This window comes from Pseudomonas brassicacearum subsp. brassicacearum (genome assembly GCF_008801605.1).
Taxonomy (GTDB): domain Bacteria; phylum Pseudomonadota; class Gammaproteobacteria; order Pseudomonadales; family Pseudomonadaceae; genus Aquipseudomonas; species Aquipseudomonas brassicacearum.
Window position 1 is genome coordinate 63561 of sequence record NZ_VZPJ01000009.1, and the last position, 26681, is coordinate 90241.

The 26681-nt window shown below is 59.7% G+C and carries 32 protein-coding genes and 1 tRNA gene; 10 read left to right on the plus strand and 23 right to left on the minus strand.

All coding sequences use genetic code 11. The features are described from left to right. Positions 1-19 precede the first annotated feature (19 nt). Positions 20-433 carry a hypothetical protein gene (locus tag F7R20_RS31970; protein ID WP_003203616.1) on the plus strand — a complete coding sequence of 138 codons (414 nt, stop codon included), beginning with the start codon at positions 20-22 and terminating at the stop codon, positions 431-433. Beyond that, positions 355-1482 carry a tyrosine-type recombinase/integrase gene (locus tag F7R20_RS20205; RefSeq protein WP_232002356.1) on the plus strand — a complete coding sequence of 376 codons (1128 nt, stop codon included), beginning with the start codon at positions 355-357 and terminating at the stop codon, positions 1480-1482. The genes F7R20_RS31970 and F7R20_RS20205 overlap by 79 nt, the downstream gene beginning before the upstream one ends. 69 nt (positions 1483-1551) lie before the next feature. Here the strand turns inward: F7R20_RS20205 and F7R20_RS20210 are convergent. From F7R20_RS20210 to thrS, 9 genes are all read right to left on the minus strand, one after another. Next, positions 1552-1628 (minus strand) — tRNA-Pro (locus tag F7R20_RS20210). A gap of 90 nt (positions 1629-1718) precedes the next feature. Further along, on the minus strand, positions 1719-2075 hold the full coding sequence (locus F7R20_RS20215; protein ID WP_003179985.1) for a MerR family transcriptional regulator: 357 nt from the start codon (positions 2073-2075) through the stop codon (positions 1719-1721). Next, the gene (ihfA, locus tag F7R20_RS20220; protein ID WP_002553164.1) at positions 2056-2358 is read right to left on the minus strand and encodes an integration host factor subunit alpha; all 303 of its coding nucleotides are present in this window, start codon (positions 2356-2358) and stop codon (positions 2056-2058) included. The genes F7R20_RS20215 and ihfA overlap by 20 nt, the downstream gene beginning before the upstream one ends. Positions 2359-2361: 3 nt before the next feature. Then, the gene (pheT, locus tag F7R20_RS20225; protein WP_003203622.1) at positions 2362-4740 is read right to left on the minus strand and encodes a phenylalanine--tRNA ligase subunit beta; all 2379 of its coding nucleotides are present in this window, start codon (positions 4738-4740) and stop codon (positions 2362-2364) included. Positions 4741-4776: 36 nt separating this feature from the next. Then, a complete protein-coding gene (gene pheS / locus F7R20_RS20230) occupies positions 4777-5793 on the minus strand; it encodes a phenylalanine--tRNA ligase subunit alpha (RefSeq protein WP_003203624.1) in 1017 nt (338 codons plus the stop codon). 109 nt (positions 5794-5902) lie between these two features. Next, positions 5903-6259: a 50S ribosomal protein L20 gene (rplT, locus tag F7R20_RS20235; RefSeq protein ID WP_002553161.1), complete on the minus strand. Its 357-nt coding sequence runs from the start codon at positions 6257-6259 to the stop codon at positions 5903-5905. A 30-nt stretch (positions 6260-6289) separates the two neighbouring features. Beyond that, the gene (gene rpmI, locus F7R20_RS20240; RefSeq protein ID WP_002553160.1) at positions 6290-6484 is read right to left on the minus strand and encodes a 50S ribosomal protein L35; all 195 of its coding nucleotides are present in this window, start codon (positions 6482-6484) and stop codon (positions 6290-6292) included. A 60-nt stretch (positions 6485-6544) separates the two neighbouring features. Beyond that, positions 6545-7096, minus strand: coding sequence for a translation initiation factor IF-3 (infC, locus tag F7R20_RS20245; protein ID WP_169432615.1), 552 nt, complete (start codon positions 7094-7096; stop codon positions 6545-6547). Further along, positions 7096-9018, minus strand: a complete 1923-nt coding sequence (gene thrS / locus F7R20_RS20250) for a threonine--tRNA ligase (protein WP_003203626.1) — start codon at positions 9016-9018, stop codon at positions 7096-7098. Before thrS ends, infC begins: the two co-directional genes overlap by 1 nt. A 370-nt stretch (positions 9019-9388) precedes the next feature. Here thrS and F7R20_RS20255 point away from each other — a divergent pair, with 370 nt between their 5' ends. Together F7R20_RS20255 and F7R20_RS20260 are read left to right on the plus strand one after the other, a co-directional pair. Then, entirely contained in the window at positions 9389-9691 is a 303-nt protein-coding gene (locus F7R20_RS20255) for a hypothetical protein (RefSeq protein ID WP_003203628.1), read from the plus strand. Positions 9692-9980: 289 nt separating this feature from the next. Beyond that, positions 9981-10193: a cold-shock protein gene (locus F7R20_RS20260; protein ID WP_003179963.1), complete on the plus strand. Its 213-nt coding sequence runs from the start codon at positions 9981-9983 to the stop codon at positions 10191-10193. Between the two features lie 68 nt (positions 10194-10261). On the opposite strand, the gene F7R20_RS20265 is transcribed toward F7R20_RS20260, so the two are convergent. Both F7R20_RS20265 and F7R20_RS20270 read right to left on the minus strand, forming a co-directional pair. After that, positions 10262-10576, minus strand: a complete 315-nt coding sequence (locus F7R20_RS20265; protein WP_003203630.1) for an I78 family peptidase inhibitor — start codon at positions 10574-10576, stop codon at positions 10262-10264. A gap of 161 nt (positions 10577-10737) precedes the next feature. Further along, entirely contained in the window at positions 10738-11043 is a 306-nt protein-coding gene (locus F7R20_RS20270; protein WP_003203632.1) for a hypothetical protein, read from the minus strand. A 128-nt stretch (positions 11044-11171) separates the two neighbouring features. Between F7R20_RS20270 and F7R20_RS20275 the strand changes: the two genes are divergently transcribed. Continuing rightward, on the plus strand, positions 11172-11369 hold the full coding sequence (locus F7R20_RS20275; RefSeq protein WP_003203634.1) for a hypothetical protein: 198 nt from the start codon (positions 11172-11174) through the stop codon (positions 11367-11369). A 47-nt stretch (positions 11370-11416) separates the two neighbouring features. Here F7R20_RS20275 and F7R20_RS20280 read toward each other — a convergent pair whose 3' ends face one another. The 8 genes from F7R20_RS20280 to F7R20_RS20315 form a co-directional block, all read right to left on the minus strand. Continuing rightward, positions 11417-12445, minus strand: coding sequence for a nucleoside hydrolase (locus tag F7R20_RS20280; RefSeq protein WP_003203636.1), 1029 nt, complete (start codon positions 12443-12445; stop codon positions 11417-11419). A 30-nt stretch (positions 12446-12475) separates the two neighbouring features. After that, positions 12476-12880 (minus strand): D-ribose pyranase, encoded by a 405-nt coding sequence (gene rbsD, locus F7R20_RS20285; protein WP_003203638.1) that lies wholly within the window; start codon positions 12878-12880, stop codon positions 12476-12478. Next, positions 12877-13791 carry a ribokinase gene (gene rbsK, locus F7R20_RS20290; RefSeq protein ID WP_003203640.1) on the minus strand — a complete coding sequence of 305 codons (915 nt, stop codon included), beginning with the start codon at positions 13789-13791 and terminating at the stop codon, positions 12877-12879. Before rbsK ends, rbsD begins: the two co-directional genes overlap by 4 nt. 23 nt (positions 13792-13814) lie before the next feature. Then, positions 13815-14834 (minus strand): LacI family DNA-binding transcriptional regulator, encoded by a 1020-nt coding sequence (locus F7R20_RS20295; RefSeq protein WP_003203642.1) that lies wholly within the window; start codon positions 14832-14834, stop codon positions 13815-13817. Positions 14835-14837: 3 nt separating this feature from the next. After that, a complete protein-coding gene (locus F7R20_RS20300; RefSeq protein WP_003203644.1) occupies positions 14838-15815 on the minus strand; it encodes an ABC transporter permease in 978 nt (325 codons plus the stop codon). Then, the gene (locus F7R20_RS20305) at positions 15812-17365 is read right to left on the minus strand and encodes a sugar ABC transporter ATP-binding protein (protein WP_003203647.1); all 1554 of its coding nucleotides are present in this window, start codon (positions 17363-17365) and stop codon (positions 15812-15814) included. The genes F7R20_RS20300 and F7R20_RS20305 overlap by 4 nt, the downstream gene beginning before the upstream one ends. A 58-nt stretch (positions 17366-17423) precedes the next feature. Next, positions 17424-18380, minus strand: coding sequence for a sugar ABC transporter substrate-binding protein (locus F7R20_RS20310; RefSeq protein ID WP_003203649.1), 957 nt, complete (start codon positions 18378-18380; stop codon positions 17424-17426). Positions 18381-18513: 133 nt separating this feature from the next. Then, positions 18514-18960 carry a hypothetical protein gene (locus tag F7R20_RS20315; protein ID WP_003203651.1) on the minus strand — a complete coding sequence of 149 codons (447 nt, stop codon included), beginning with the start codon at positions 18958-18960 and terminating at the stop codon, positions 18514-18516. Between the two features lie 197 nt (positions 18961-19157). On the opposite strand from F7R20_RS20315, the gene F7R20_RS20320 reads away from it, so the two are divergent. Continuing rightward, a complete protein-coding gene (locus F7R20_RS20320) occupies positions 19158-19457 on the plus strand; it encodes a DUF1654 domain-containing protein (RefSeq protein WP_027913013.1) in 300 nt (99 codons plus the stop codon). A 5-nt stretch (positions 19458-19462) separates the two neighbouring features. Then, positions 19463-20152 (plus strand): endonuclease, encoded by a 690-nt coding sequence (locus tag F7R20_RS20325; protein ID WP_013693784.1) that lies wholly within the window; start codon positions 19463-19465, stop codon positions 20150-20152. Between the two features lie 144 nt (positions 20153-20296). Here F7R20_RS20325 and F7R20_RS20335 read toward each other — a convergent pair whose 3' ends face one another. Beyond that, a complete protein-coding gene (locus F7R20_RS20335; RefSeq protein WP_003203657.1) occupies positions 20297-20662 on the minus strand; it encodes a hypothetical protein in 366 nt (121 codons plus the stop codon). 247 nt (positions 20663-20909) lie between these two features. Between F7R20_RS20335 and csrA the strand changes: the two genes are divergently transcribed. Then, on the plus strand, positions 20910-21104 hold the full coding sequence (csrA, locus tag F7R20_RS20340) for a carbon storage regulator CsrA (RefSeq protein ID WP_003179932.1): 195 nt from the start codon (positions 20910-20912) through the stop codon (positions 21102-21104). Between the two features lie 193 nt (positions 21105-21297). On the opposite strand, the gene F7R20_RS20345 is transcribed toward csrA, so the two are convergent. The 3 genes from F7R20_RS20345 to F7R20_RS20360 form a co-directional block, all read right to left on the minus strand. Beyond that, the gene (locus F7R20_RS20345) at positions 21298-21753 is read right to left on the minus strand and encodes a DUF2214 family protein (RefSeq protein WP_003203659.1); all 456 of its coding nucleotides are present in this window, start codon (positions 21751-21753) and stop codon (positions 21298-21300) included. Positions 21754-21951: 198 nt separating this feature from the next. After that, on the minus strand, positions 21952-23334 hold the full coding sequence (gene cysS / locus F7R20_RS20355) for a cysteine--tRNA ligase (RefSeq protein ID WP_003203662.1): 1383 nt from the start codon (positions 23332-23334) through the stop codon (positions 21952-21954). Positions 23335-23355: 21 nt separating this feature from the next. After that, a complete protein-coding gene (locus F7R20_RS20360; RefSeq protein ID WP_003203664.1) occupies positions 23356-25053 on the minus strand; it encodes a glutamine--tRNA ligase/YqeY domain fusion protein in 1698 nt (565 codons plus the stop codon). Positions 25054-25302: 249 nt separating this feature from the next. Between F7R20_RS20360 and F7R20_RS20365 the strand changes: the two genes are divergently transcribed. Together F7R20_RS20365 and lpxH are read left to right on the plus strand one after the other, a co-directional pair. Beyond that, positions 25303-25806 (plus strand): peptidylprolyl isomerase, encoded by a 504-nt coding sequence (locus tag F7R20_RS20365; RefSeq protein ID WP_003203665.1) that lies wholly within the window; start codon positions 25303-25305, stop codon positions 25804-25806. Continuing rightward, positions 25803-26552 (plus strand): UDP-2,3-diacylglucosamine diphosphatase, encoded by a 750-nt coding sequence (gene lpxH, locus F7R20_RS20370; RefSeq protein ID WP_003203667.1) that lies wholly within the window; start codon positions 25803-25805, stop codon positions 26550-26552. The genes F7R20_RS20365 and lpxH overlap by 4 nt, the downstream gene beginning before the upstream one ends. The last annotated feature ends 129 nt before the right edge of the window (positions 26553-26681 follow it).

Below are 26681 nucleotides of genomic sequence, written 5' to 3' on the forward strand. Positions count from 1 at the left end.
CGCGGCACGGAGCAAGTACATGGCAAACGCCACAGCGGCAAAGGCAACAAGCATTCCGCCGAGGTTCATCCGGTTCATGGATGCACCCGGCTATCTCGGTATGTGCCGGGACGAATTCAACAAAACGGTTCGACCAAACGTGCGCGAATTCCCGATCGGGAAGCAGGGGGTAGCCTTCGATCGGATCGAGCTTGATCAGTGGGCTGACGCCTACGTCGAGAGCAAGTCGATTGAAAAGGCAGCGAATCAGGACAACAATCGCCCCCGCAGCGAGCGCCGTGGCGAACCAACAGGAGGTAAACCATGGCGAGAAAAGCGATCTCCGGCCTCTACCAGAAAGGTGGAATCTGGCAAATCGACAAAGTTTTCCGAGGTGAGCGACTTCGAGAAAGCACTGGCACTAGTGACCGGCAAGAAGCCGAGCAGTACCTGATTCACCGCCTGGAGCAGCTTCGGCAGCAAAAGGTGTATGGCGTGCGCCGGATGCGCACCTGGGATGAGGCGGCAACGAAGTTCCTGATCGACAACAAGGACCAGCCGTCGATCAAGCTGACTGCGCATCACCTGAAGCAACTGCACCCTTATCTCAAGGATCTGCCATTGACGCACATCGATGACCAGGCTCTTGAGCCGTTCGTGAGGGATCGCTTGAAGGGAATGGTCATGCCGTGCGGCAAGCAATTGAAGCCGGTAGCGCCCAGAACGATCAACATCTCAATCGAGCGGGTGATACGGGTCCTTTCGCTTTGCGTGAGGAAATGGAGGGATGAGGAGCGCAGGCCCTGGCTGGACTCGGTTCCGATGCTGACCAGGTTGGACCTGAAGAAAAAGGTTCGCGAGCCCTACCCCATGACATGGGAAGAGCAGTCGATCCTCTTCGGGGAATTGCCGGCGCACCTGCAAACGATGGCCCTGTTCAAGGTGAACACGGGTTGCCGCGAGCAAGAGGTCTGCAAGTTGAGATGGGACTGGGAGATTCCGGTGCCGGAGCTTGGCACCAGCGTGTTCCTGATACCGTCCGACTTCGGCGGGAGGAACGAACGGTCAGGCGTGAAAAATGGCGACGAGCGGTTGGTTGTGCTGAACAACGTGGCGAAGTCGATCATTGATAAGCAGCGCGGCCTGAGCAAGGAATGGGTTTTCCCGTACAACGGCACGGCCATGCATCGCATGAACGACTCGGCCTGGAAGAAAGCACGGGTGAGAGCGGCGAAACTCTGGCAGGAGGAAAACCTTCGCCCCGCTCACCCTGGGTATGCATCCATAAGGGTGCACGACCTGAAGCACACGTTTGGCCGTCGCCTTCGGGCGGCAGGTGTCACGCAGGAAGACCGAAAGGCTTTGCTGGGACACAAGAACGGCAGCATCACCAGTCACTACTCGGGCGCCGAGCTCGGGCATCTGATCGAAGCTGCAAATATGGTATCAGCAACCGACTCTAGGGGACCGGTGCTGACAATCTTGAAGAGGAAAACAGGATGAAGTCCCGAAAAACTCCCCACCAATGAAAAAGCCCAACTGGCTAGAGTTGGGCTAAGTCATTGAAAAATATGGTCGGGACGGAGTGATTCGAACACTCGACCCCTAGCACCCCATGCTAGTGCGCTACCGGACTGCGCTACGCCCCGACTAGGCGTGAATCTTGTTCCGCTTCTCAACGGAACGCTCAGGAATATATCGCAAGCTTTTGAAAACTGGAAGTATTTAAAAGCAGAAATTTATTTCTTGAGCACCACCAGAACATCTTCAAGCTCGGCGATCATCTGGCGGATCATCTGTTTGTACTGGGTTGTATCGTCTTTGGCCTCATCACCGGAGAGGCGCAGACGCGCTCCGCCGATGGTGAACCCCTGGTCATAGAGCAGCGCGCGGATCTGCCGGATCATCAGCACGTCTTGGCGCTGATAATACCGACGGTTTCCGCGGCGCTTGACCGGGTTGAGTTGAGGAAACTCCTGCTCCCAATAGCGCAGCACGTGCGGTTTTACCGCACACAGCTCGCTGACTTCACCAATGGTGAAGTAGCGTTTGCCCGGGATGACGGGTAGTTCGTCGTTATGACTTGGTTCCAGCATAAGCCTCAACTCGGGCCTTCAACTTCTGCCCTGGACGAAAGGTGACCACACGGCGAGCCGTGATCGGGATTTCTTCTCCCGTTTTCGGATTGCGGCCAGGCCGCTGGCGTTTGTCCCGCAGGTCAAAATTGCCAAAACCGGACAATTTGACCTGTTCGTTGTCTTCCAGAGCGTGCCTGATTTCTTCGAAAAACAGTTCGACCAATTCTTTGGCCTCCCGTTTATTCAGGCCCAGCTCCTCATACAGACGTTCCGCCATCTCAGCTTTCGTCAGAGCCCCCATACGTCACTTCCTTAACGTGGCGTTCAACCTGGTTTCGAGCGAGGTGAGGATATTCTGCGTTGCGGTATTCACCTCATCGTCATTAAGAGTGCGCGATGGATGCTGCCAGGTCAAGCCGACTGCAAGGCTTTTTCTATGCGGATCAATGCCTTTACCCTGATACACGTCAAATAGCCTGAGGTCCGTGAGCCATTCGCCTGCATTTTCACGGATTACGTCCAGCACAGCGCTGGAAGCAACGTCACGGTCGGCCAGCAACGCAAGGTCACGACGCACTTCAGGAAAGCGCGATAACTCCTGGAATTTCGGCATTTTCCCCAGCGCCACTTCGGCCAGGACCAGCTCGAAAACGAAGACCGGACGATCAAGGCCCAGGGTTTTCGACAATTCCGGGTGAATGGCACCGACATAGCCGACTTCACGCCCGTCTCGTTCGATGCGCGCGGTCTGCCCCGGGTGCAGCGCCGGGTGCTTGCCCGGGACGAAAGTGAACGCGTCGAGCGCACCGGCGAAGCCCAGCACCGCTTCGACGTCAGCCTTGACGTCGAAGAAGTCGACGACATCGCGACCTTGCGCCCAGCCTTCCGGCAAGCGGCTACCACAGACGACACCGGCCAGCATCGGCTCTTGCTTCAAGCCTTCCAGCTGACCGACAAAACGCAGGCCGCTTTCGAACAGCCGCACGCGATCCTGCTGGCGGTTCAGGTTGTGCTGGAGCGACTTGACCAGGCCTGGCCACAGGGACGAGCGCATGGCAGCCATGTCGTTGGAAATCGGATTGGCCAACAACAGCGGCTCGACACCCGGATTGAACAGCTCGAACTGGCGTGGATCGATGAAGCTGTAGGTGATCGCTTCCTGATACCCACGGGCCACCAACAGGCGGCGCAGTTCCGGCAGGTCGCTGCGGGCTTCAGCCTTGGCCTGTGGGGCCAGGCGTGCTTGCGGGTAGCGAACCGGCAGGCGGTTGTAACCGTACAAGCGGGCCAGTTCTTCGATCAGGTCGACTTCCAGGCTGATATCGAAGCGATGGCTTGGCACTTCGACGCGCCACTGCCCTGCCCCATCGGCGCTGATGTTCAGGCCCAAGGCGCTGAGCAGTCGTTCGACTTCGGCCGGGTCCATTTCCATGCCCAGCATCTGGGTGATGCGCTGGGCACGCAGGGTGACCGGGGCAATCTTGGGCAGGTGCTGTTCGCTGACCGTCTCGATGATCGGGCCGGCTTCACCACCCGTGTTATCCAGCAGCAGGCCTGTGGCGCGCTCCATGGCTTCACGGGCCAGTTGCCAGTCCACGCCACGCTCGTAGCGGTGCGAGGCGTCGGTGTGCAGGCCATAGGAGCGGGCCTTGCCAGCGACGGCGATCTGGTCGAAGAACGCACTTTCCAGGAATACATCGCGGGTCGTCGTGGAGACACCGCTGTGCTCGCCGCCCATTACGCCAGCAATTGCCAGGGCACGGGAGTGGTCGGCAATCACCAGGGTGTCGCTGCGCAGGGTCACTTCCTGGCCGTCGAGCAGCACCAGCTTCTCACCCTCTTCGGCCATGCGTACGCGGATGCCACCGTTGATTTCGGCGAGATCGAACGCATGCAGCGGCTGACCCAGCTCCAGCATCACATAGTTGGTGATGTCGACAGCGGCGTCGATGCTGCGCACGTCGGCGCGACGCAGGCGCTCGACCATCCACAGCGGCGTCGGCTTGGACAGGTCGACGTTACGGATCACACGACCCAGGTAACGCGGGCACGCGGCCGGCGCCAGGACTTCAATCGAACGCACTTCGTCGTGCACGGCCGGCACGCTCGCAACCACGGGACGCGTCACTGGAGCGGCATACAACGCGCCGACTTCACGGGCCAGGCCGGCCAGGGACAGGCAATCGCCACGGTTCGGCGTCAGGTCGACCTCGATGCTCGCATCGTCCAGGCCCAGGTATTCACGGATGTCCTGGCCAACCGGCGCATCCGCCGGGAGTTCCATCAGGCCATCGTTGCCTTCGCCAATCTGCAGCTCGGCCTGGGAGCACAACATGCCGTTGGACTCGACGCCGCGCAGCTTGGCTTTCTTGATCTTGAAGTCGCCCGGCAGTTCGGCACCGATCATGGCGAACGGGATCTTCAGGCCCGGGCGCACGTTGGGCGCTCCACAGACGACCTGGAAGGTTTCCGCGCCATTGCTGACCTGGCAAACCCGCAGTTTGTCAGCGTCTGGGTGCTGCTCGGTGCCCAGCACCTCGCCCACTACCACACCGCTGAAATCACCGGCGGCCGGCGTGACGCTATCGACCTCAAGGCCGGCCATCGACAGGCGAGCAACCAGCTCGTCCCGACTTACCTGCGGGCTTACCCAGCCGCGCAGCCATTGTTCACTGAATTTCATCCTGCTCTCCTATTAGATTCGTTACGGGTCTGCGGCTTAGCGAAATTGCGCAAGGAACCGCAAGTCGTTGTCGAAGAACAGGCGCAAGTCATTCACACCGTAACGCAGCATGGCCAGGCGCTCGACGCCCATGCCGAAGGCAAAGCCCGAGAACTCTTCCGGATCGATCCCGGACATACGCAGCACGTTCGGGTGAACCATGCCGCAGCCCATGACTTCCAGCCAGCCAGTCTGTTTGCAGACGCGGCAGCCTTTACCGCTGCACATCACGCATTCCATGTCGACTTCAGCCGATGGCTCGGTGAACGGGAAGTACGAAGGGCGGAAACGCACGGCCAGTTCTTTTTCGAAGAACACCCGCAGGAACTCTTCGATCGTTCCTTTCAGGTCGGCGAAATTGATGTCGCGATCAACCAGCAGGCCTTCGACCTGGTGGAACATCGGCGAGTGGGTGATATCGGAGTCGCTGCGGTACACACGGCCTGGGCAGACGATGCGGATCGGCGGCTGTTGCGATTCCATGGTGCGGACCTGTACCGGCGAGGTATGGGTGCGCAACAGCATGTTCGCGTTGAAATAGAAAGTGTCATGCATCGACCGGGCCGGGTGATGGCCTGGGATGTTGAGCGCTTCGAAGTTGTGGTAGTCGTCTTCGACCTCAGGGCCTTCGGCAATGCCGTAGCCGATGTGGGTGAAGAACTGCTCGATGCGTTCCAGCGTCCGGGTCACCGGATGCAGGCCACCGGAAGTCTGGCCACGGCCAGGCAGGGTCACGTCGATGGACTCGGCGGCGAGCTTGGCAGCCAGATCCGCCTCCTCGAACAACGCCTTGCGCGCATTGAGGACCTCTGTGACACGCTCCTTGGCAACGTTGATGAGCGCACCGACCTGCGGACGCTCTTCGGCTGGCAGGTTCCCCAGGGTCTTCATCACCTGAGTCAACTCGCCCTTCTTGCCAAGGTAGTGAACCCGGATTTGCTCCAGGGCATTGATATCTTCAGCGCTTTGCACAGCCTCTAGTGCTTGAGCGACCAGCGCGTCCAGGTTTTCCATGTACAGACTCCAGATACGAAATAGGGGAAGAGCTTTAAGGCTCTTCCCCTATTTATGACGTTCGACACCTGGGCCCACAGATGTAGGCCCCGGTGACTGCCGGGGGTACTTAAGCCAAGGTGGCTTTAGCTTTCTCGACAATCGCAGCAAACGCCGCTTTTTCGTTCACTGCCAGATCAGCCAGAACCTTACGGTCGATCTCGATGGACGCTTTTTTCAGGCCAGCGATGAAACGGCTGTAGGACAGACCGTTAACACGAGCACCAGCATTGATACGAGCGATCCACAGAGCGCGGAACTGACGTTTTTTCTGACGACGGTCACGGTAGGCGTATTGGCCTGCCTTGATTACCGCTTGCTTGGCAACACGGAATACGCGGGAACGCGCGCCGTAGTAGCCTTTAGCAAGTTTCAGAATTTTTTTGTGACGCTTACGGGCAATGACGCCACGCTTTACACGAGCCATGAGTTACTTCCTCTATTCTTGATCCAAAAATTAACGAAGGCGCAGCATGCGCTCGACTTTTGCCACGTCAGACGGATGCAGCAAGCTGCTACCGCGCAGTTGACGCTTACGCTTGGTCGACATTTTGGTCAGGATGTGGCTCTTGAAAGCGTGCTTGTGCTTGATACCGTTAGCAGTTTTCAGAAACCGCTTAGCAGCACCACTTTTGGTCTTCATCTTTGGCATGTTCGGATACTCCGCATTCAGTTGATAAACATAATCGCAAGGCCTGCCGTGCCCTGGTGATTACTTCTTCTTTTTCGGGGCGATGACCATGATCAGCTGGCGTCCTTCCATCTTAGGATGCTGTTCGACCGAACCGTACTCGAGCAGGTCTTGTTCAACCCGCTTGAGGAGTTCCATCCCCAGCTCCTGGTGGGCCATCTCACGGCCGCGGAATCGCAAGGATACCTTGGCCCTGTCCCCGTCACTCAGGAAACGTACCAGGTTGCGCAGTTTTACCTGGTAATCCCCTTCCTCCGTCCCTGGACGAAACTTGATTTCTTTTACCTGAATCTGCTTCTGGTTTTTCTTCGCCGCGGCAATCTGCTTCTTCTTCTCGAAGATCGACTTGCCGTAGTCCATCACCCGGCAAACCGGTGGGACTGCGTCTGCGGAAATTTCTACCAGATCAAGCTTGGCTTCTTCAGCAATACGAAGCGCTTCATCAATCGAGACGATGCCAATCTGCTCGCCGTCAGCGCCAATTAACCGAACCTCGCGTGCCGAGATATTCTCGTTGATCGGGGCTTTCGGTGCAGCTCGTTTATCTTGTCTCATTTCACGCTTAATAATAATTACTCCAAATCTGGGCGACCACGCCGGGAAACCGCTTGCGCGAGAAACTCAGCGAATTCGGCGACGGGCATCGAGCCCAGGTCAGCACCTTCACGAGTACGCACAGCGACAGTCTGCATCTCGACCTCCCGATCTCCAATAACCAAGAGAAAGGGAACCTTGAGCAAAGTATGCTCGCGGATTTTAAAGCCGATCTTTTCATTTCTCAAGTCGGACTTGGCACGAAATCCGCTTTGATTGAGAGTTTTTTCGACTTCGGCGGCAAAATCTGCCTGTTTATCAGTGATATTCATGATCACTGCCTGGGTCGGCGCCAGCCACGCAGGGAACGCGCCCTCGTAGTGTTCGATCAGAATCCCGACGAAACGCTCGAACGAACCGAGGATCGCGCGGTGAAGCATGACCGGGTGCTTGCGGCTGTTGTCTTCGGACACATATTCAGCGCCCAGACGGATCGGCAGGTTGAAATCGAGCTGCAAGGTACCACACTGCCACACACGACCGAGGCAATCTTTCAGCGAGAATTCGATTTTCGGACCGTAGAAGGCCCCCTCGCCCGGCTGCAGGTCGTACGCAAGGCCCGCGCTATCAAGGGCGGCGGCCAGGGCCGCTTCGGCGCGATCCCACAGCTCGTCGGAGCCAACGCGTTTTTCCGGACGAGTGGACAGCTTCATCTCGACTTCGGTGAAGCCGAAGTCCCGATAGACGTCCATGGTCAGCTTGATGAAGGCGGCGGATTCGGCCTGCATCTGCTCTTCGGTGCAGAAGATGTGTGCATCGTCCTGGGTGAATGCACGCACGCGCATGATGCCGTGCAGCGCACCCGACGGCTCGTTGCGGTGGCAGGCACCGAACTCGGCCAGGCGCATCGGCAGCTCGCGGTAGCTCTTCAAGCCCTGGTTGAACACCTGCACGTGGCATGGGCAGTTCATCGGCTTGATGGCGTAGTCGCGGTTTTCCGACTGGGTGGTGAACATGTTGTCGGCGTAGTTGGCCCAGTGCCCGGATTTCTCCCACAGGCTGCGGTCCACCACTTGCGGCGTCTTGATTTCCAGATAGCCGTTCTCACGCTGGACCTGGCGCATGTACTGCTCGAGCACCTGATACAGGGTCCAGCCGTTCGGGTGCCAGAACACCATGCCCGGGGACTCTTCCTGGGTATGGAACAGGCCCAGGCGCTTGCCGATCTTGCGGTGATCGCGCTTCTCGGCTTCTTCGATGCGCTGGATGTAGGCCGCCAGTTGTTTCTTGTCCGCCCAGGCAGTGCCATAGACGCGCTGCAACTGCTCGTTCTTCGCATCGCCACGCCAGTAGGCGCCGGACAGCTTGGTCAGCTTGAAGGACTTCAGGAAACGCGTGTTCGGCACGTGCGGGCCACGGCACATGTCGACGTATTCTTCGTGGTAGTACAGGCCCATGGCCTGCTCGTCCGGCATGTCTTCCACCAGACGCAGCTTGTAGTCCTCGCCACGGGCCTTGAAGACTTCGATGACTTCGGCGCGCGGGGTGACTTTCTTGATGACGTCGTAATCTTTCTCGATCAGCTGCTGCATGCGCTGTTCGATGGCCGCCATGTCTTCCGGCGTGAAAGGACGCTCGAAGGCGATGTCGTAATAGAAGCCTTCGTCGATGACTGGCCCGATGACCATCTTCGCGCTTGGGTACAGCTGCTTGACCGCATGGCCGACCAGGTGCGCGCAAGAGTGGCGAATGATCTCCAGCCCCTCTTCATCCTTTGGCGTGATGATTTGCAGCGTGGCGTCGCTGTCGATGACGTCACTGGCGTCGACCAGCTTGCCGTTGACCTTGCCGGCCAGGGTCGCCTTGGCCAGGCCCGCGCCGATGGATGCGGCGACCTCGGCTACGGAAACCGGGTGATCGAATGAACGTTGACTGCCGTCGGGAAGAGTAATAGTTGGCATGGCGCCTCCTCTCCTAGTGGTGACCCCTACCAAAGGTCACGTGGGTTGGGATGAGCCAGTACAAGATCCAGTCCAGGCCATTCAATGACGAACGCCTGCCTTACAGCGGCAGGAGCCTTGCGGCCAACCGGGAAAACCGAACCAGAGTGACTGGGATTCAAATCAGGGTTATTCGAACATTTGCCGCCGGGACGAGTTGTCATCCGCAGCCTGGAAATACCCGAGCCCGGCATGCTAGCACAGATGAACGGTCATCGCCGCGCTCGAATTGAAGCAGGCGTAAATCCACGGTTTTTATGCCAGAGTGCTGAACTGAACCGAGCGCAACGCCTCAGATATCAAGACATCGACCCGAAAGGAGCATCTTCGCATGCGTCTCAATACATTGTTTGCAGTAGTCGCCCCCCTCGCCCTGCTGCTCCCACTGACCGCCCATGCCGACTGGCCCAAAGGCGAGCGCGAAAAATACATGGCTCAATGCACCGAGGCGGCAACGCCCCAGATCGGCCCGGCCGCTGCCAAGGCGCATTGCGCCTGTGGCGCCGATGCGATCAAGTCCTATCCAGCCGCGGACATCCAGGCCTTGATGGACAACAAGGCCACCCCACAGCTGCAGCAAAAGGCACTGGGGGAGATCGCAAAATGCAAGGCCGACAACAAGGCGAAAAAGTGAGAAAGCAGGGTTCCTGAACAGGCCCGGCAGGGTTGAAAAGCTCTGATTTCAGGCTTTTTTGAACGATTTATTCAGGTTTTACAGCTTTTTTTATCGTCTTTACTTTCGGCTGAAAGCCTTTAAAACCGGGCCTTTCAGCGGGTAAAGGCAGTAAAGTAAACACGACTGATTGGCAAACAGCGCGTCTGGGGGGGTCCCAAATCGAACATTTCGACTATGATACCCGGGTGTGCCCAGTTGGCCTGAGCAGCACAGTACACTGAAAATATATGTTTCTTGGAGATACACCATGTCTAATCGCCAAACCGGCACCGTTAAATGGTTCAACGATGAAAAAGGCTTCGGCTTCATCACTCCTCAAGGTGGCGGTGACGACCTGTTCGTACACTTCAAAGCTATCGAAAGCGACGGTTTCAAAAGCCTGAAAGAAGGCCAGACCGTTTCCTTCGTGGCTGAGAAAGGCCAAAAGGGTATGCAAGCTGCACAGGTTCGCCCAGAGTAATTTCTCGGCGCACTAAAAAAACCCCGTCCATGTGACGGGGTTTTTTGTGGGCGATTGAAAACCGCCTGTCAGCCGCAGTTCACCCGGTTGACTACCAGGTTGGCATCGGTATTGAGGTTCAGGCGATCGGAGCGGTACTCAAGCGTCACCATGTCGTTGGGCTTGAGGATCCGGGCAATCTGCGCGCCGGCACGGGTACGAGCCTGCTCCAGCAATTGTGGCGAGGCCTGCTTGCCAATGGCGAACTCGGCGCCCTTTGCTTCGCAGCGGCTGTGACCGGTCTCGGTCGCCACGGGTTCGGGGGTCGATTCCGAGGTGCTGCTGCAACCGCTCAAGACCACAGCGGCCAACAGAGTACTCAATGACGCGAGCTTCCAAGGCATGAAGCCTCCTTTTTCGATAAATAAACAGAGAGCGTGCGACAACCCAAACGGCGCTTGGTTTCAACACCACAGCCCTCGGTCTGGCTCATCCGGAAAACCAGCAGTTTGCCTGAGCCGCTACCGCTGTTCAGACATGAATCGTGACTGGATATGAACGCCGCTCAATAAACGTCGATGTAATCGAACGGAGGATTGGGCCAGTTATCCTTCAGCGCATTGTAGATCTGCATGACCCAGACCTCGTCGCTGGCAGCGACCCGCCCGACATATCCCGAGCCCTTCGCCCAGGTCTCGAGCCGAAACAGCAAACCATCGATGTCAGCGCCACCGACCACACCCGAGGACAAATAGGCGATACCGCCCTTGGTCACGCGCAGCTGGGTATGCTCGTCATCACTGGCCGAAGCCAGTAATTGGCGAACCGCCTCGAGGGTCAGGCCATCCGGAGCGTTCAAATCGATCTGCACGGCGGGGCTCCTTTAAAAACAAAAAAAAGAGTGTCGCACAGCCCTCCTCCAATGCCTAAGTCGCAGTGCCAAACCGGGGGCAAAAATGCTTAACTCCACTTACAGCCCTCCAACTCGCGAGCCCTACCATGAGCACCGTCAGCATCGAAGCCACCATCAATGCCAAATGGTCGGAGGGCCATAGCTCCTATAGCCCGAGCAGCCCCGAGGAACTGGCAATCATCGGCATAGAATTGCTGGTGAGGGAACTGGGGACGGAGGTCGCCCGCAACTTCATCCAGCAGGCATTCGAACGCTACCCGAGCGTGGTCGACGCCGTGGACTGATACTCACGCACCCGCAGGCCCAACCTGCGGGCGCATAGCCAGGCAGGTTACTTGAGGCGCGCCAGGCGCTCGGTCAGCAGGTCGAAGAAGCCCTGGGCATCACCGTTTTCCACCCAGAACGCGTTCTTCGGTGCTTTCAGGCCATCGTACCAGTCGACGATGGTCTGCCCGAACGTCGGGCCCTCGCGACTGTCCACGACGACATTGACCGAACGACCAGTGAACAACTGCGGCTTGAGCAGATAGGCAATCACCGTCGCGTCATGCACCGGCCCGCCCGTCATCCCGTAGTGCTCCATGTCGCCCTTGACGTATTCGTTGAGGATATCGCCCACCAGCTTGCTGGCATTGTTGTTCAGCGCCGCGATCTGCTTCAGGCGCGCTTCGCTGGTGAGGATCTTGTGGGTCACGTCCAGCGGCAGGTACGTCAGCTTCACGCCGCTCTTGGCCACGACCTCGGCCGCCTGCGGGTCGGCGAACAGATTGAATTCAGCCACCGGCGTGATATTGCCGCCGTTGAAATGCGCACCGCCCATGATCACCACTTCCTTGATGCCCTGGACGATATCGGGCTCCTGCACCAGCGCCAGGGCCAGGTTGGTCTGCGGGCCAAGCATGGCAATGGTGATGCTGTGTGGCTTGGCCGCCTTGAGCGTGTCGATCAGGTAGTTGACGGCATTGCCTTCGGCCAACCCTTTCTTCGGCTCGTGCACGGTGACACCCGACAGGCCTTCCTTGCCATGGATGTTTTCCGCGTAGATCGGCGTGCGCATCAACGGTTTCGGCGCACCGGCATACACGGGCACGTCTTCGCGCCCCGCCCATTCCCGGGCCAGGCGAGCGTTGCGAGAGGTCTTGTCCAGGCGCACATTGCCGGCGACGGTGGTCAGCGCACGGATATGCAGCTCCTCGGGCGACGCCAGGGCGAACAACAGCGCCACCACGTCGTCAGCCCCTGGATCGGTGTCGATGATCAGGTCGATTTTTTCCGCCGCCTGGGCGCTCGTAGCAGTGATCAATGACAAAAGCAGCAGACTCCGGATCAGTTGATGCATTTTCTGAGCATAGCGGTGCATGGCGCACTCCTTGTGCAGGGTTGAAGAGGGTTAGAACGTCACTCCAGCGACCAGCACGATATTGCAGTACGGAGAGCACTCGCCTGTGCGAATGATCGCCCGCGCCTGTCGGCTGATGATCTTGAATTGTTCATGGCTGACCAGCTCCCGCTCGCCCAGCGCACCCTCGGCATGCAGCGCCTCCAGGGTCGTCAGGGCCGACGGTTGTTTATCGAGGATCTCCTCGGCCAGGACATGGCTTTGCACCTGCATTTCGCTGAGCACCACCTTCAAGGTACTGACAAAGTCAGGAATGCCATGGGTCAGGGCCAGGTCGATCAATTCGACATGGGGCGGCACGGGCAGGCCGGCATCACCGATGACCACCTTGTCGCCATGGCCCAGGGAAGCGATCAGTCGTGACAGTGCCACATTCAACAACGGCGTCTTTTTCATGATTTGAAAGCCTGTACTTCCAGCAACGTGGGGATTGAAGGCTGCGCGCCCGCGCGGGTGACCGACAGCGCGGCGGCGGCCTGGCCGAAACGAATCGCGTCGACCTCGCTTTTGCCGCTGGCCAGGGCTGCCGCGAAGCCGCCGACAAAGGTGTCTCCGGCCGCCGTGGTGTCCACTGCCTTGACCCGTGGGGCCGGGAAGTGTTCGAAGCTGGCGCCGTTGGCAAACATCAACCCCTGGGCACCCAGGGTCACGATCACCTTGCCGGCGCCAGCGGCGATCAGATGCGCCGCGGCGGCTTCGGCGGTTTCCAGGGAGTCCACCGCCAGTTCGCTCAAGACCGCTGCTTCGCTTTCATTGGGAATCAGGTAGTCGATGCAGGCGTACCAGTCGGCCGGCAATCTCCGCGAGGCTGGCGCCGGGTTGAGGATGACGATTTTGCCTAACTCACGAGCGCGTTTGAGGGCGTGGCCGACGGTGGCATCCGGCACTTCGAGCTGGCAGATGACAACATCGGCGCTTTGCAGCACTTCATCGACACTGTCCAGGACCTCGGCGGTGAGCGCACCGTTGGCACCGGCGACGATAACGATCGCATTCTGGCTGTTGTCGTCGACGACGATCAGCGCCACGCCGCTGGCCCCCTCCACCACGCTGACCGCCTGGCAGTCGATGCCCTCGGCCAACAACCCGTTACGCAATTGTTCGCCGTAGGCATCATTGCCCACGCAACCGACCATCGATACCTGCGCCCCCAGGCGCGCGGCGGCCACCGCCTGGTTGGCCCCCTTGCCGCCCGGGATGGTGGAGAACGACTCGCCGATCAGTGTTTCACCACCACGCGGCAGACGCGGCGCCCGGGTTACCAGGTCCATGTTCAGGCTGCCTATTACCACTACTTTTGCTGGCATACATCACTACTCATCAATTCGGTTCAGCGGTATTGGGCGAATGTACCGGACAGCGGTGCAGTCGACTCTCGCAGGACAATACTCGGCGTCACGATCCGCTGCTCGGCGGCAAGGCCCGGCGTCGCAATTCGTCGCAGCAGCACTTCGGCCGCCATCTCGCCAAGTTGCAGGATCGACTGCCCTACCGTGGTCAACGCCGGGTAGACATAACGGCTCATCTGGATGTCATCGAAACCGATGACCGACAGTTCGCTGGGCACGCGCACGTTACGTTCAGCGGCGGCGCGCAGCACACCGATGCCGATCATGTCGTTGGCCGCAAAAATCGCGCTCGGCGGCTGCTGTTCAAGCAGTTGCGCAGCGGCGCGGTAGCCGCCGGTACTGGTGAAATCGCTCTCGAGCATGCGCTCGACGGGCAGCTCGATCCCGGCCTCTTTCAACGCACGGCAGTAACCGGCCAAGCGCATTTGCGCCACGCTGGTGTTGGCCGGGCCACCGATGAAGGCGATATCGCGGTGACCCAGCTCCAGCAGGTGCCGGGTCGCCAGGTAAGCGCCGTATTCATGATCGATACGCACCAGGTCTGCGTCGACGCCCTCGAGCCCGCGGTCGACGATCACCATGGGCGTGCGCACGTTGGACAGCCCCTCGGCCAAGCCGACATCACCGCCGGCGGACGCGAAGATCAGGCCATCGATGCGCTTTTCCAGCAGCACCCGCAGGTAGCTGCGCTGCTTGTCCGGGTTGTCGTCGGAGTTGCACAGGATCACGCAATAGCCGTTGCGCTCACAGTAATCCTCGATCCCCCGGGCCAACTCGGCAAAGTAAGGGTTGAGGCTGTTGGGCACCAGCAGGCCGATGGTCGCCGTGGTCTTGGCCTTGAGCGATCGGGCCACGGCGCTGGGCACGTAGTCCAGGCGCTCGATGGCCGCCTCGACCTTGAGCCGCACTTCCTCGCTGACCGGTCGCGTCTTGTTCACCACGTGGGACACGGTGGTGTAGGAAATCCCGGCGAGCGCTGCTACATCCTTGATCGTCGCCATGGTTCAGCCCCGCCGACTGGCGCGCTGGCTGCGATAGGTATCGAGCACGACTGCCACCACGATCACCGCACCGGTAATGATGCGCTTGGTCGGCTCAGTAGCGCCGATTTGCGCCAGGCCCGCCGCCAGCACGGAGATGATCAGCACGCCAAAGAAGGTGCTGATGACCGAACCGCGCCCACCCATCAAGCTGGTGCCACCGATGACCACGGCAGCGATGACTTGCAGCTCAAGCCCTGAACCGGCATTCGGATCCGCCGCTTCCAGGCGCGAAATCTGGAACAGCGCAGCCACACCGGCCAGCAAGCCCATCAGGCTGAACACCAGGATCTTGTAAGGCTTTGGATTGATACCGGCCAGGCGCACGGCTTCTTCATTGGTGCCGATGCCGATCAGGTAACGGCCGAACACCGTACGGGTCAGCACTGCCTGGGCAATGAAGATCACCAGCAAGGCGATGATGAACGAAGGTGAGATGCCAAAGGCGATGGGATTGGACAGCCAGGCGAACGAGTCGCCGATGTAGGCGGTCCGGGAGCCGGTCATCTGGTACGCCAGGCCTCGGGCCATTTCCAGCACGCCGAGGGAGACGATGAACGATGGGATCCGCCACGCCACGGTGATCGAACCGGTGACCGTACCCGCCAGCGCCGCCACGGCCATGCCGAGCAAGGCCGATGGCCAGACGCTCCAGCCCCAGCCGAGCACGGCCACGCTGACCGTCGATGCCGCGAGCGCCAGCACCGACCCCACCGACAGGTCGATGCCACCGATGATCAGGATGAACGTCATGCCGACCGCCAGCACCATGAGGTCCGGAATCTGGTTGGCCAAGGTACTGAAGGTGTCATAGGACAGGAAATGGCTGCTCAGGGCCGAGAACAGCGCGACCATGGCCAGCAGCGCGCCGGCCAGGCCCAGGTAGGTCCCGAGACCATAGAAGTTGCCACTCGATTTGCCGACGGCAGGTGCGGTTTTCATGAAAAATCCCTAGGCGCTGCTTCATTGAGCAACGCATCACGTTTCTGGTAGCCGGCGAATGCGGCGGCAAGCAAGTCATCCTGGGTCCAGCTGTCGCGCTCGAAGGTGTCGATCAGGCGTCCGGCGGACAGCACGCCGATCCGGTCACAGATCAACATCAGCTCCCGCAGGTCGCTGGACACCACGACCAGCGCCTTGCCCTGGCGCGTCAGCTCGCCGAGCAGCGCATAAATGTCGAATTTGGCGCCGACGTCGATGCCACGGGTCGGCTCGTCGAACAACATGACCGCGCAATCGCGTTCGAGCCAACGCCCGATCACGACTTTCTGCTGGTTACCACCCGACAGCTCGGACACCAACTGGGTCGGGCTGGAACTGCGGATGCGCATGGCATTGACCTGCCGCTGTGCCAAGGCCAGTTCAGCATCGCCATTGACCAGGCCGGCGCTGGAAATCTCCGGCATGTTGCCCAGGGCAATGTTGGCGGCGATGGATTGGGTCAGCAGCAGGCCTTCACCCTTGCGGTCTTCGGTGATCAACGCGATGCCATGGGCCACCGCATCGGACGGGGAGCGAATGCTCACGACCTGGGCCGGCGAACCCAGCGCCACCGTGCCGCTGTCGGCGGTATCGGCACCGAAGATCAGCCGCAACAGTTCGGTGCGCCCTGCCCCGATCAGGCCGGAGATACCGAAGATCTCGCCACTGCGCACTTCAAAGGACACGTCGCGGACCTTGTCGGAGCGTGTCAGGCCTTTAACCGTCAGCGCCGGCGCGCCGATCTGGCGTGGGCCCAGGTCGATATGCTCGCCCAGCTCCCGGCCGACCATCAGGGTCACCAGTTGCTCGCTGTTGTAGTTGGCCATCGGCTCGACGCAAACCAGGTTGCCATCGCGCAGTACGGCAATGCGCTGGGCGACCCGCGCCAGTTCTTCGAGGCGATGGGAAATGTAGATGATCGACACGCCGCGAGCCTGCAGACGAGTGATCTGCTCAAAGAGCATCTCGACTTCACGGGCCGTCAGCATCGCCGTCGGCTCATCGAGAATCAGCACATGGCAGTCGCCGATCAGGTTGCGGGCGATCTCGACCATCTGCTGGTGACCGATCCCCAGTTCGCCGACTAGCGTGTCGGGATCGATTGCATCCAGCCCCACCTGGGCCATGGCCTCGATGGCCGCCTTGCGCAATTGCTTGCGACTGATCCAGCCGCCGTGGTTGGGCAGGTTGTCGAGAAACAGGTTTTCGGCCACGGAAAGCGTCGGCAGCAGGTTGAGTTCCTGCATCACCATGCGCACGCCCAGCTCTTCAGCCTGGGTCCGACTGCCAGGACGATAATCCTGACCTTGAAACTGCATCTGCCCGGTCGTCGGCGTCACCAGCCCGCCGATGATCTTGGATAAGGTACTTTTGCCGGCGCCATTTTCGCCGGTCAGCGCCAGCACTTCACCGCGCATCAACGTCAGGTTGATATCGGTCAGTACAGGCTGGGCATAGGTCTTGCCGATACCGCTGACGCACAGGACAGCGTTCGGGTCGAGAACGGACATAACAAACTCTCCAATGCGCTCGCCCGGATGGGCGAGCACCGTTGTGTCGCCAGGATAACTACTTGGTCACCAGCTCGACCGGAGTTTCGATAACGCCGTTGATACCGCTGTCGACTTTTTCGCCCTTGAGGATCTTCAGCGCCGTCTCGATGCCGAACACGGCCTGCTTGGCGGCGAACTGGTCGGCCGTCGCCAGGACACGACCATCCTTGAGCATCGGCTTGATGGCATTGATGTTGTCGTAGCCGACTACCTGCACCTTGCCCGCCTTGCCCGCCGCGCGCACGGCCGATACAGCGCCGACCGCCATGCTGTCGTTACCGGCCAGCAGGGCCTTGATGTTCGGGTATTCGCTGAGCATCGACGCGGCAACCTGGTTGCCCTTGTTGATTTCCCAGTCACCCGATTGCAGGGAAACGACCTTGACCTGCGCCGCCTCCATCGCGTCCTTGAAGCCCGCGGTGCGTGCCTGGGCATTGGTGGTGGTGGACACGCCTTCGATGATGCCGACTTCGTCACCGGCCTTGAGCTGCTTGGCCAGGTACTCGCCCACCAGGCGCGCCCCTTTGCGGTTGTCCGGGCCTACGAACGGCACATTGATGTTCTTGCTTTTGACGACGACCGGATCGAGCTGGTTATCGATGTTGATCACGGTGATGCCAGCGTCGACGGCTTTCTTGATCACCGGAACCATGGCCTTGGAATCCGCTGGCGCGATGATCAGCGCATCGACCTTGGACACGATCATCTGCTCGACGATGCGAATCTGGTTGGCAGTGTCGGTTTCATCCTTGATCCCGTTGGAGATCAGGTCGAAATCGGCGGAGTGTTCCTTCTGATAAGCCTTGGCGCCGTCTTCCATGGTCAGGAAGAACTCGTTGGCCAGGGATTTCATGACCAGGGCGACCTTGGGTTTTTCTGCGGTCTGGGCGAATGCCGAGGAGATAGGCAGCGCAGCGGATGCGGCCGCGAGCATGGCAACAGCGAGAAGGCGTCCAGCGAATGGCAACTTCATGGGTTCACTCCGATCTTATGATTATTGTGAGCAAATCAATGCACGGAACGCCGCGCAAACGTTTGCGTGAAGTGAACTATGGTAAGGCTTCGGGGATTTGTCAACGTTGCGGTTTCATCCGCAACGTCGCAGTTCAGGCCGTCGTATTGACCACCGTACCCGAACTGGCGCCCTTTGCCAGCTCCGTGACCAAACGGCCGGTGACCTCCAGCAACGCGCCACTGGTGTCGGCGATCTGTCCCTGGGCCGCCATGACCGCCGAGGTCTTGGCTTCCGCCGTTGGGTAGTCGCGCGCCTGTGCGGCGGCCAGTTGTTGCTGCTGCTCCCTGAGCTGTTGCTGAAGCTCTTGCATCCGCTTGAGCAAAATCTGGACGGCAATGCTCTGGGTGCTGCCGCTCTCTTGTGCCTGATCGGTCGCTTCCGCGCCCGCCCCCGCACGGACTTTGCCGGGCGTTTGCGTCTCGCCAAGGGCCTCATCGGCGGCCTCGGTACTCGCCTCATTCAAGGCCTTCAGGGTGGCTGCGGACTGACCGCCGATGGTCACGGCCGCCGCGTTGGGAAAGCCGACTGTAAACGACATGACAAAACTCCATGGGTGGGATTCCTACGCAGGACATCGCCCGCCAAAGCAATTTCTTTAGCGCTCGCGCAAATCCGCCACAGGCCAGAGCGGTTGATCCACCCATTTATGCCAGCCAATAAAAAATTCCTTTCGCCTACACCAAAACGAAAAAAGTGCTGTCAGACGATTTTCTTGAATTTTAAGCAGTTGCGTAATTGCCTACGGTTAAATACTGTATGCACGTACAGCTTAATAAGGATAATCCTGTGGCCCCGCCCTCCGCTGCAACTACCCCTTTAGATTCCTATACACGACTCGGCCTGCGGGTCTCGAAAATCATCAACGCCCCCACCGCGCAAAAAGCCAAGGCAGCCCTGATCTTCCGTCTTCCCGACGAGCCGGTGGATGAGTGGGAGCGCCTGCTGGAAGAAATCGACGAGAACGACAACGTGACCCTCGCCTATCGCGACGATGGTGGTGTGCAGGTTTTCTGGGTTGTGCCGAAGGAAGATTGAGTCTGATGAGTGTTCGCTGTTTAGCTTTTTTGCTTGTGTTTATCGCCATGGGCGCACAGGCCGGTGCTCCGCGCACCTTCAACGAAGCCAAGAAAGTCGCCTGGAAACTCTACGCGCCACAATCCACCGAGTTTTACTGTGGCTGCAAATACACCGGCAATCGCGTGAACCTGGCCGCCTGCGGTTATGTACCGCGCAAGAATGCCAGCCGCGCCGCTCGCATCGAGTGGGAGCATATTGTCCCGGCGTGGCAGATCGGCCATCAGCGTCAATGCTGGCAACAAGGGGGTCGCAAGAACTGCACCCGCTATGACCCGGTCTATCAACGGGCCGAGGCCGACCTGCACAACCTGGTGCCGAGCATCGGGGAAGTGAACGGTGATCGCAGCAATTTCAGTTTCGGCTGGCTGCCGGTGCAGAAGGGTCAGTACGGCTCATGCCTGACCCAGGTGGACTTCAAGGCCAAGAAGGTCATGCCCCGCCCTTCTATCCGGGGCATGATCGCCCGGACCTATTTCTACATGAGCAAGCAATATGGCCTGCGCCTCTCGAATCAGGACCGGCGCTTGTATGAGGCCTGGGACAAGACCTACCCGGTCGAAAGCTGGGAGCGTCAGCGCAACCAGAGCGTGGCGTGCGTCATGGGCCGCGGGAACGAGTTCGTGGGGCCGGTGGACATGAAGGCCTGCGGCTGACCTCGCATTTATGAAACTGTGGGAGCGAGCTTGCTCGCGATAGGGGCATGTCAGTCAACATCAACATTGGCTGATCCACCGCTATCGCGAGCAAGCTCGCTCCCACAGGTTTTGTGGCTTGACTGGCTTATTTGTGCTGCCCGATTACTGGGCCGTCGGGTAATCCACCACCAACGTCTCGATGTTGCGTTTTTTCGCCCGGACCAGGGCAGCCGTCACCTGTTCCTGCTTGGCTTCGGCCTCAGCCTTGGAGCTGAAAGGACCGACCAGGACGCGCTCCTTGCCGTTTTCCCGCACCACGTTCGACATGAAGCTGTGTTCGATGAGCCAACCGGTCAGGTCGCTGACCGCCTGCGGCGTTTCGCCGCGAACCTCGACGGCCCACTGCGGCGCGGCAGCGGCGGCCGGTGCGGAGGTCGCTACGGGTTTGGGTTTCGGTGCTTCGACGTCACGCCCCTCACCGCATCCTGCCAGCACCAATACCGCAATAACCCAAGCCAATTTGCGCACAACGTTTCCCTCGGAAGACATGAGGGACGGATTTTAGCACCCGTGCCCCTCAAGATCGCCGCAAACAGTGCTCAAAACACGAGAATCCTGCCCGGCGTCTCTGTATAGTCGCACCCTGGGAATTAATGCTGCATCTGTACGTCAGAAAGAGGCACCCACATTGTGACACTTAGCACTAATCTATAAGCAGTACCGACATCTGCACTGTCTGAATCAGGTGCCCTATAAAGCAATCAAGGAGAACACCATGCTGATACTCACCCGCAAAGTCGGTGAAAGCATAAACATTGGTGACGACATCACGATCACCATTCTGGGCGTTAGCGGCCAACAGGTCCGGATCGGCATCAACGCCCCGAAAAACGTTGCGGTGCATCGCGAAGAGATTTACCAGCGTATTCAGGCGGGCCTCACTGCCCCCGACAAGCCGCAAACTCCCTGAGCCTTGCTGCAGTCCGTAGCCAGCCCGTTTGCATCGCCGCAATGGCTGGCTAAAGATTCTGGTCGACCGTGTCTTACCCTGCCCATCCCACTTCTTTTCGTCCAGCCCGTTGAACCGATACTAATGACATGGCGCTTAGCATGGCTGTCAGACGTTTCGTTTTAATGATGACGAAGCGGGCGTTCGCGGCCGGTCAACCCAGGCTCACGCCCCGCGCCATGCCCGTGGCGGCGATCATCATCAAGATCAGCAACAAAGCCTCGATGTGGCTGATCCGTGCAAACCGGCCAGCTTTCGAAGGATCGATCGCAGCCCCTTTGCCCAGCGCCATCCGCCATTTGATCAGGGCGATCATTGGCGCGATCTCAAGCAACAGGATCAGCAGGAGCAAGGTCATCTTCAGGTGAAACAGCGGTTGGTGCAGGTAATAATCCGTGCCTTTTTCGTACCCGCCAAACGCCCGCATCCCACCAGTCACCAACAACACCAGCGCCGACAGGCCCCACAGATTGTCAGCGACCAAGACACTCCGAACCGCATCCACACCGCTCGCCAGGCGTCGCAGCGCCGTGCCGCGCGTCAGCACCGCCCAGAACCCGAGGGCGAAGGCCAGCAGATGAATTGCCGCGAGAGACCAATGAGCCAACATGGAAGAACCCTGTCAGAGAACGTCGAATCGACCTGACAGTACTAGCTCATAAAACAATGAATGCCAGGCTGGTCACAAAAAAATGTGGGAGCGGGCTTGCTCGCGATGGCGGTGTATCAGTCGACAATAATGTTGTCTGACATTCCGCTATCGCGAGCAAGCTCGCTCCCACAGGGGTATTGCGAACGTTAAAAGATTTTAGTCCGCCAGACGCCAGGTCGTGCCGCCCTTCCCATCTTCCAGCACCACGCCCATGGCAGTGAGCTGGTCGCGGATGCGGTCGGATTCGGCCCAATCCTTGTTGGCGCGCGCAGTCAGGCGCGCCTGGATCAACGCCTCGACTTCGGCGGCGTCCACGCGGCCTTCGGCACCAGCCTGCAGGAAGTCATCGGCTTCGAGCTGCAACACACCCAGTACGCTGGCCAGTTCTTTCAGGCGGGCCGCCAGACCGGCCGCGGCATTGAGATCGCTCTCACGCAGGCGGTTGATCTCACGCACCATCTCGAACAGCACCGCGCACGCTTCCGGCGTGCCGAAGTCGTCGTTCATCACTTCAGTGAAACGCGCCACGAACGCTTCGCCACCGGCGGCCGGCACGCTCGGCAGGCCCTTCAACGCGTGATAGAAACGCTCCAGGGCACCCTTGGCGTCCTTGAGGTTGTCTTCCGAGTAGTTGATGGCGCTGCGGTAGTGGCTCGACACCAGCAGGTAACGCACGACTTCCGGGTGGTACTTGTCGAGCACGTCGCGGATGGTGAAGAAGTTGTTCAAGGACTTGGACATCTTCTCGCCGTTGATCCGGATCATGCCGCAATGCATCCACGCGTTGGCGTAGGTCTTGCCGGTGGCCGCTTCGCTCTGGGCGATTTCGTTTTCGTGGTGCGGGAACTCCAGGTCGCTGCCGCCGCCATGAATGTCGAAGGTCTCGCCCAGGCAGCAGGTGGACATCACCGAGCATTCGATGTGCCAGCCCGGACGCCCGGCGCCCCATGGCGATTCCCAGCTCGGCTCACCCGGCTTGGCGCCCTTCCACAGCACGAAGTCCAGCGGGTCTTCTTTCGACTCGTCGACTTCGATACGCGCGCCGATACGCAGGTCTTCGATCTTCTTGCGCGACAGCTTGCCGTAGCCCATGAACTTGGCAACGCGGTAGTACACGTCGCCATTGCCCGGTGCGTAGGCGTAGCCCTTGTCGATCAAGGTCTGGATCATGCTCAGCATGCCAGGGATGTGGTCCGTGGCACGGGGCTCCAGGTCCGGCTTGAGGATATTGAGGCGCGCCTCATCCTCGTGCATGGCCTTGATCATGCGCTCGGTCAGCGCATCGTAAGGCTCGCCGTTTTCGCGGGCACGGTTGATGATCTTGTCTTCGATGTCGGTGATGTTGCGCACGTAGGTCAGGTCATAACCGCTGAACCGCAGCCAGCGGGTTACCAGGTCGAAGGCGACCATGCTGCGACCATGACCAATGTGGCAGTAGTCGTACACGGTCATGCCGCAGACGTACATGCGGACCTTGTTGCCATCCAGCGGCTTGAAGACTTCTTTGCTCTTGGTGAGCGTGTTGTAGATCGTAAGCACAGGGTTTCCCTTAAGACTTGATCACTGACCCCAGGAATCGCGCAAGGTCACGGTACGGTTGAATACCGGAGCACCGGGTTTCGAGTCCTTGATATCCGCGCAGAAGTAACCTTCGCGCTCGAACTGGAAACGGTCTTCCGGCTGTGCGTTGCCCAGCGAAGGCTCGGCACGACAACCAGTGAGTACTTGCAGGGAGTCAGGGTTGATGTTGTCCAGGAAGCTGGCGCTGTCTTCGGCCTTTTCCGGGTTCGGCGAACGGAACAGGCGATCGTAGAGGCGCACTTCGCACTCGACGCTGGCGGCGGCCGGCACCCAGTGAATCACGCCCTTGACCTTGCGACCTTCCGGGTTCTTGCCCAGTGTGTCGGGATCGTACGAGCAACGCAGTTCGACGATGTTGCCGTCGGCGTCCTTGATGGCCTCGTCGGCGCGGATCACGTAGCTGCCACGCAGGCGCACTTCGCCGGTAGGCTCCAGGCGCTTGTAGCCTTTAGGCGGCTCTTCCATGAAGTCGTCACGGTCGATGTAGATTTCCCGGGCAAACGGCAGGACGCGCACGCCCATGTCTTCTTTCGGGTGGCGCGGCAGTTCGAGGTTCTCGACCTGGCCTTCCGGGTAATTGGTGATGACCACTTTCAGCGGACGCAGCACGCACATGGCGCGCGGGGCGCTGTGGTCGAGGTCGTCACGGATGCTGAATTCCAGCATGCCGAAGTCCACCACGCCGTCGGAACGGTTGGTGCCGACCATTTCGCAGAAATTGCGGATCGACTTGGGGGTGTAGCCGCGACGACGGAAGCCCGACAGCGTCGACATGCGCGGGTCATCCCAGCCGTTGACGTGCTTCTCGTCCACCAGTTGCTTGAGCTTGCGCTTGCTGGTGATGGTGTAGTTCAGGTTCAGGCGGCTGAATTCGTACTGGCGCGGGGTGGCCGGCACCGGCAGGTGCTCGAGGAACCACTCGTACAACGGACGATGGCTTTCGAACTCCAGGGTGCAGATCGAATGCGTGATGCCTTCGATGGCGTCCGACTGGCCGTGGGTGAAGTCATAGTTGGGGTAAATGCACCATTTGTCGCCGGTCTGGTGGTGATGGGCGTGACGGATGCGGTACATGATCGGGTCGCGCAGGTTCATGTTCGGCGAAGCCATGTCGATCTTGGCACGCAGCACCCGAGCGCCGTCCGGGAACTCACCGGCGCGCATACGGGCGAACAGGTCCAGGTTCTCTTCCACGCTGCGGTCACGGAACGGGCTGTTCTTGCCCGGCTCGGTCAGGCTGCCACGGTATTCCTTGGCCTGCTCGGGGGTCAGGTCGCACACGTAGGCGTTGCCGGCCTTGATCAGTTCCACTGCCCAGTCATGCAACTGGTCGAAATATTGCGAGGCGTAGCGCACCTCACCGGACCATTGGAAGCCCAGCCATTTGACGTCGCTTTCGATCGCGTCGATGTATTCCTGGTCTTCCTTGGCCGGGTTGGTGTCGTCGAAACGCAGGTGCGTGACGCCGCCGAACTCCTGGGCCAGGCCGAAATTCACGCAGATCGACTTGGCATGGCCGATGTGCAGGTAGCCGTTGGGTTCTGGCGGGAAGCGAGTGACGATCTGTGTGTGCTTACCCGAGTCCAGGTCCGCCTGGATGATCGGGCGCAGGAAGTTGACCGGCACGGCCGGGCCGGTCTTGGAATTCGAGGTAGGGTCGACAGTGGGCTTGCTCATAGGATCCTTGAACAGACAAGTGCGCGGCCGGGTGCGGCCTGATAAATCAAAGCCCGTATCATAGCCGATGCTGTCAAGCACCTGACAGGCCAGGCCGGCAAACGATTGAATTTAATCGACGGCCAGATGAAAAACAGCCTCGAAATTCGTGCCCGGCACGCTAAACTGCCCAGCCTGGCCGATTACAGCCAGACCGGTTGCGGGCAGTGAAGCCCCGAAACCCACGAATTCCTTGAAAGAGTACCGATCATGAGCAAAGTCAAACTGACCACCAACCACGGCGACATCGTCCTGCAACTGAACGCCGAGAAGGCACCGCTGACCGTTGCCAACTTCGTCGAGTACGTCAAGGCCGGCCATTACGAAAACACCGTGTTCCACCGCGTCATCGGCAACTTCATGATCCAGGGCGGCGGTTTCGAGCCCGGCATGAAGGAAAAGAAAGACAAGCGCCCAAGCATCCAGAACGAAGCCGACAACGGCCTGCCGAACAAAAAGTACAGCGTTGCCATGGCCCGTACCATGGAGCCGCATTCGGCCTCCGCGCAGTTCTTCATCAACGTGGCGGACAACAGCTTCCTGAACCACAGCGGCAAGACCACCCAGGGCTGGGGCTATGCAGTGTTCGGTGAAGTGATCGAAGGCACCGACGTGGTCGACAAGATCAAAGGCGTTTCCACCACGTCCAAGGCCGGCCACCAGGATGTCCCGGCAGAAGACGTGATCATCGAGAAAGCCGAGATCATTGAGTGATATTGCTGATTTCAGACTTGCATCTGGAAGAGGAGCGCCCGGACATCACCCGGGCGTTTCTGGATTTACTCGCCACACGCGCCCGCTCGGCGCAAGCGTTGTACATTCTGGGCGACTTTTTCGAAGCCTGGATCGGCGACGATGCCATGACGCCGTTCCAGCGTTCCATCTGCCAGGCCCTGCGCGAATTGAGCGACAGCGGCACGGCCATCTTCCTGATGCACGGCAATCGCGACTTCATGCTGGGTCAGGCCTTTTGCAAAGCGGCCGGCTGCACCCTGCTCAAGGACCCGAGTGTCGTGCAGTTCAATGGCGAGCCGGTGCTGCTGATGCACGGCGACAGCCTCTGCACCCGCGACGAAGGCTACATGAAGCTGCGGCGCTGGCTGCGCAACCCGGTCACGCTGTTCGTCCTGCGGCACCTGCCGCTGGGCAGCCGCCAGAAGCTGGCGCGCAAACTGCGCAGCGAAAGCCGCACGCAGACACGCATGAAAGCCAATGACATCGTCGACGTCACGCCCGAAGAGATCCCACGGATCATGCAGCAATACGGCGTGAAGACCTTGATCCACGGCCACACCCATCGGCCCGCCATCCACAAGTTGCAACTGGGCGAACACGCCGCCCGGCGCATTGTGCTGGGGGATTGGGACAAGCAAGGCTGGGCGTTGCAGGTGGACGAACAGGGGTTTGCGTTGGCGCCGTTTGGGTTTGGTAATGCGCAGTTGGCGTTGCCAAGCACCTAAAGACCGCAGATCTCCTTTGTGGGCGCGAGCCTGTGGGAGCAAAGCTTGCTCGCGATGAACGATGACACGGTCTTGCAGTTGAACCATGTCGCCTGCATCGCGGGCAAGCCTTGCTCCCACAGGTACGCT

Bases quoted from the DNA above. Each gene is read 5' to 3' on its own strand.
- F7R20_RS31970 (WP_003203616.1), top strand. From the start codon at position 20: ATGGCAAACGCCACAGCGGCAAAGGCAACAAGCATTCCGCCGAGGTTC.
- F7R20_RS20215 (WP_003179985.1), bottom strand. From the start codon at position 2,075: ATGCTGGAACCAAGTCATAACGACGAACTACCCGTCATCCCGGGCAAA.
- ihfA (WP_002553164.1), bottom strand. From the start codon at position 2,358: ATGGGGGCTCTGACGAAAGCTGAGATGGCGGAACGTCTGTATGAGGAG.
- pheT (WP_003203622.1), bottom strand. From the start codon at position 4,740: ATGAAATTCAGTGAACAATGGCTGCGCGGCTGGGTAAGCCCGCAGGTA.
- pheS (WP_003203624.1), bottom strand. From the start codon at position 5,793: ATGGAAAACCTGGACGCGCTGGTCGCTCAAGCACTAGAGGCTGTGCAA.
- rplT (WP_002553161.1), bottom strand. From the start codon at position 6,259: ATGGCTCGTGTAAAGCGTGGCGTCATTGCCCGTAAGCGTCACAAAAAA.
- rpmI (WP_002553160.1), bottom strand. From the start codon at position 6,484: ATGCCAAAGATGAAGACCAAAAGTGGTGCTGCTAAGCGGTTTCTGAAA.
- thrS (WP_003203626.1), bottom strand. From the start codon at position 9,018: ATGCCAACTATTACTCTTCCCGACGGCAGTCAACGTTCATTCGATCAC.
- F7R20_RS20255 (WP_003203628.1), top strand. From the start codon at position 9,389: ATGCGTCTCAATACATTGTTTGCAGTAGTCGCCCCCCTCGCCCTGCTG.
- F7R20_RS20260 (WP_003179963.1), top strand. From the start codon at position 9,981: ATGTCTAATCGCCAAACCGGCACCGTTAAATGGTTCAACGATGAAAAA.
- F7R20_RS20265 (WP_003203630.1), bottom strand. From the start codon at position 10,576: ATGCCTTGGAAGCTCGCGTCATTGAGTACTCTGTTGGCCGCTGTGGTC.
- F7R20_RS20275 (WP_003203634.1), top strand. From the start codon at position 11,172: ATGAGCACCGTCAGCATCGAAGCCACCATCAATGCCAAATGGTCGGAG.
- F7R20_RS20280 (WP_003203636.1), bottom strand. From the start codon at position 12,445: ATGCACCGCTATGCTCAGAAAATGCATCAACTGATCCGGAGTCTGCTG.
- rbsD (WP_003203638.1), bottom strand. From the start codon at position 12,880: ATGAAAAAGACGCCGTTGTTGAATGTGGCACTGTCACGACTGATCGCT.
- rbsK (WP_003203640.1), bottom strand. From the start codon at position 13,791: ATGCCAGCAAAAGTAGTGGTAATAGGCAGCCTGAACATGGACCTGGTA.
- F7R20_RS20295 (WP_003203642.1), bottom strand. From the start codon at position 14,834: ATGGCGACGATCAAGGATGTAGCAGCGCTCGCCGGGATTTCCTACACC.
- F7R20_RS20300 (WP_003203644.1), bottom strand. From the start codon at position 15,815: ATGAAAACCGCACCTGCCGTCGGCAAATCGAGTGGCAACTTCTATGGT.
- F7R20_RS20305 (WP_003203647.1), bottom strand. From the start codon at position 17,365: ATGTCCGTTCTCGACCCGAACGCTGTCCTGTGCGTCAGCGGTATCGGC.
- F7R20_RS20310 (WP_003203649.1), bottom strand. From the start codon at position 18,380: ATGAAGTTGCCATTCGCTGGACGCCTTCTCGCTGTTGCCATGCTCGCG.
- F7R20_RS20315 (WP_003203651.1), bottom strand. From the start codon at position 18,960: ATGTCGTTTACAGTCGGCTTTCCCAACGCGGCGGCCGTGACCATCGGC.
- F7R20_RS20325 (WP_013693784.1), top strand. From the start codon at position 19,463: ATGAGTGTTCGCTGTTTAGCTTTTTTGCTTGTGTTTATCGCCATGGGC.
- csrA (WP_003179932.1), top strand. From the start codon at position 20,910: ATGCTGATACTCACCCGCAAAGTCGGTGAAAGCATAAACATTGGTGAC.
- F7R20_RS20345 (WP_003203659.1), bottom strand. From the start codon at position 21,753: ATGTTGGCTCATTGGTCTCTCGCGGCAATTCATCTGCTGGCCTTCGCC.
- F7R20_RS20360 (WP_003203664.1), bottom strand. From the start codon at position 25,053: ATGAGCAAGCCCACTGTCGACCCTACCTCGAATTCCAAGACCGGCCCG.
- F7R20_RS20365 (WP_003203665.1), top strand. From the start codon at position 25,303: ATGAGCAAAGTCAAACTGACCACCAACCACGGCGACATCGTCCTGCAA.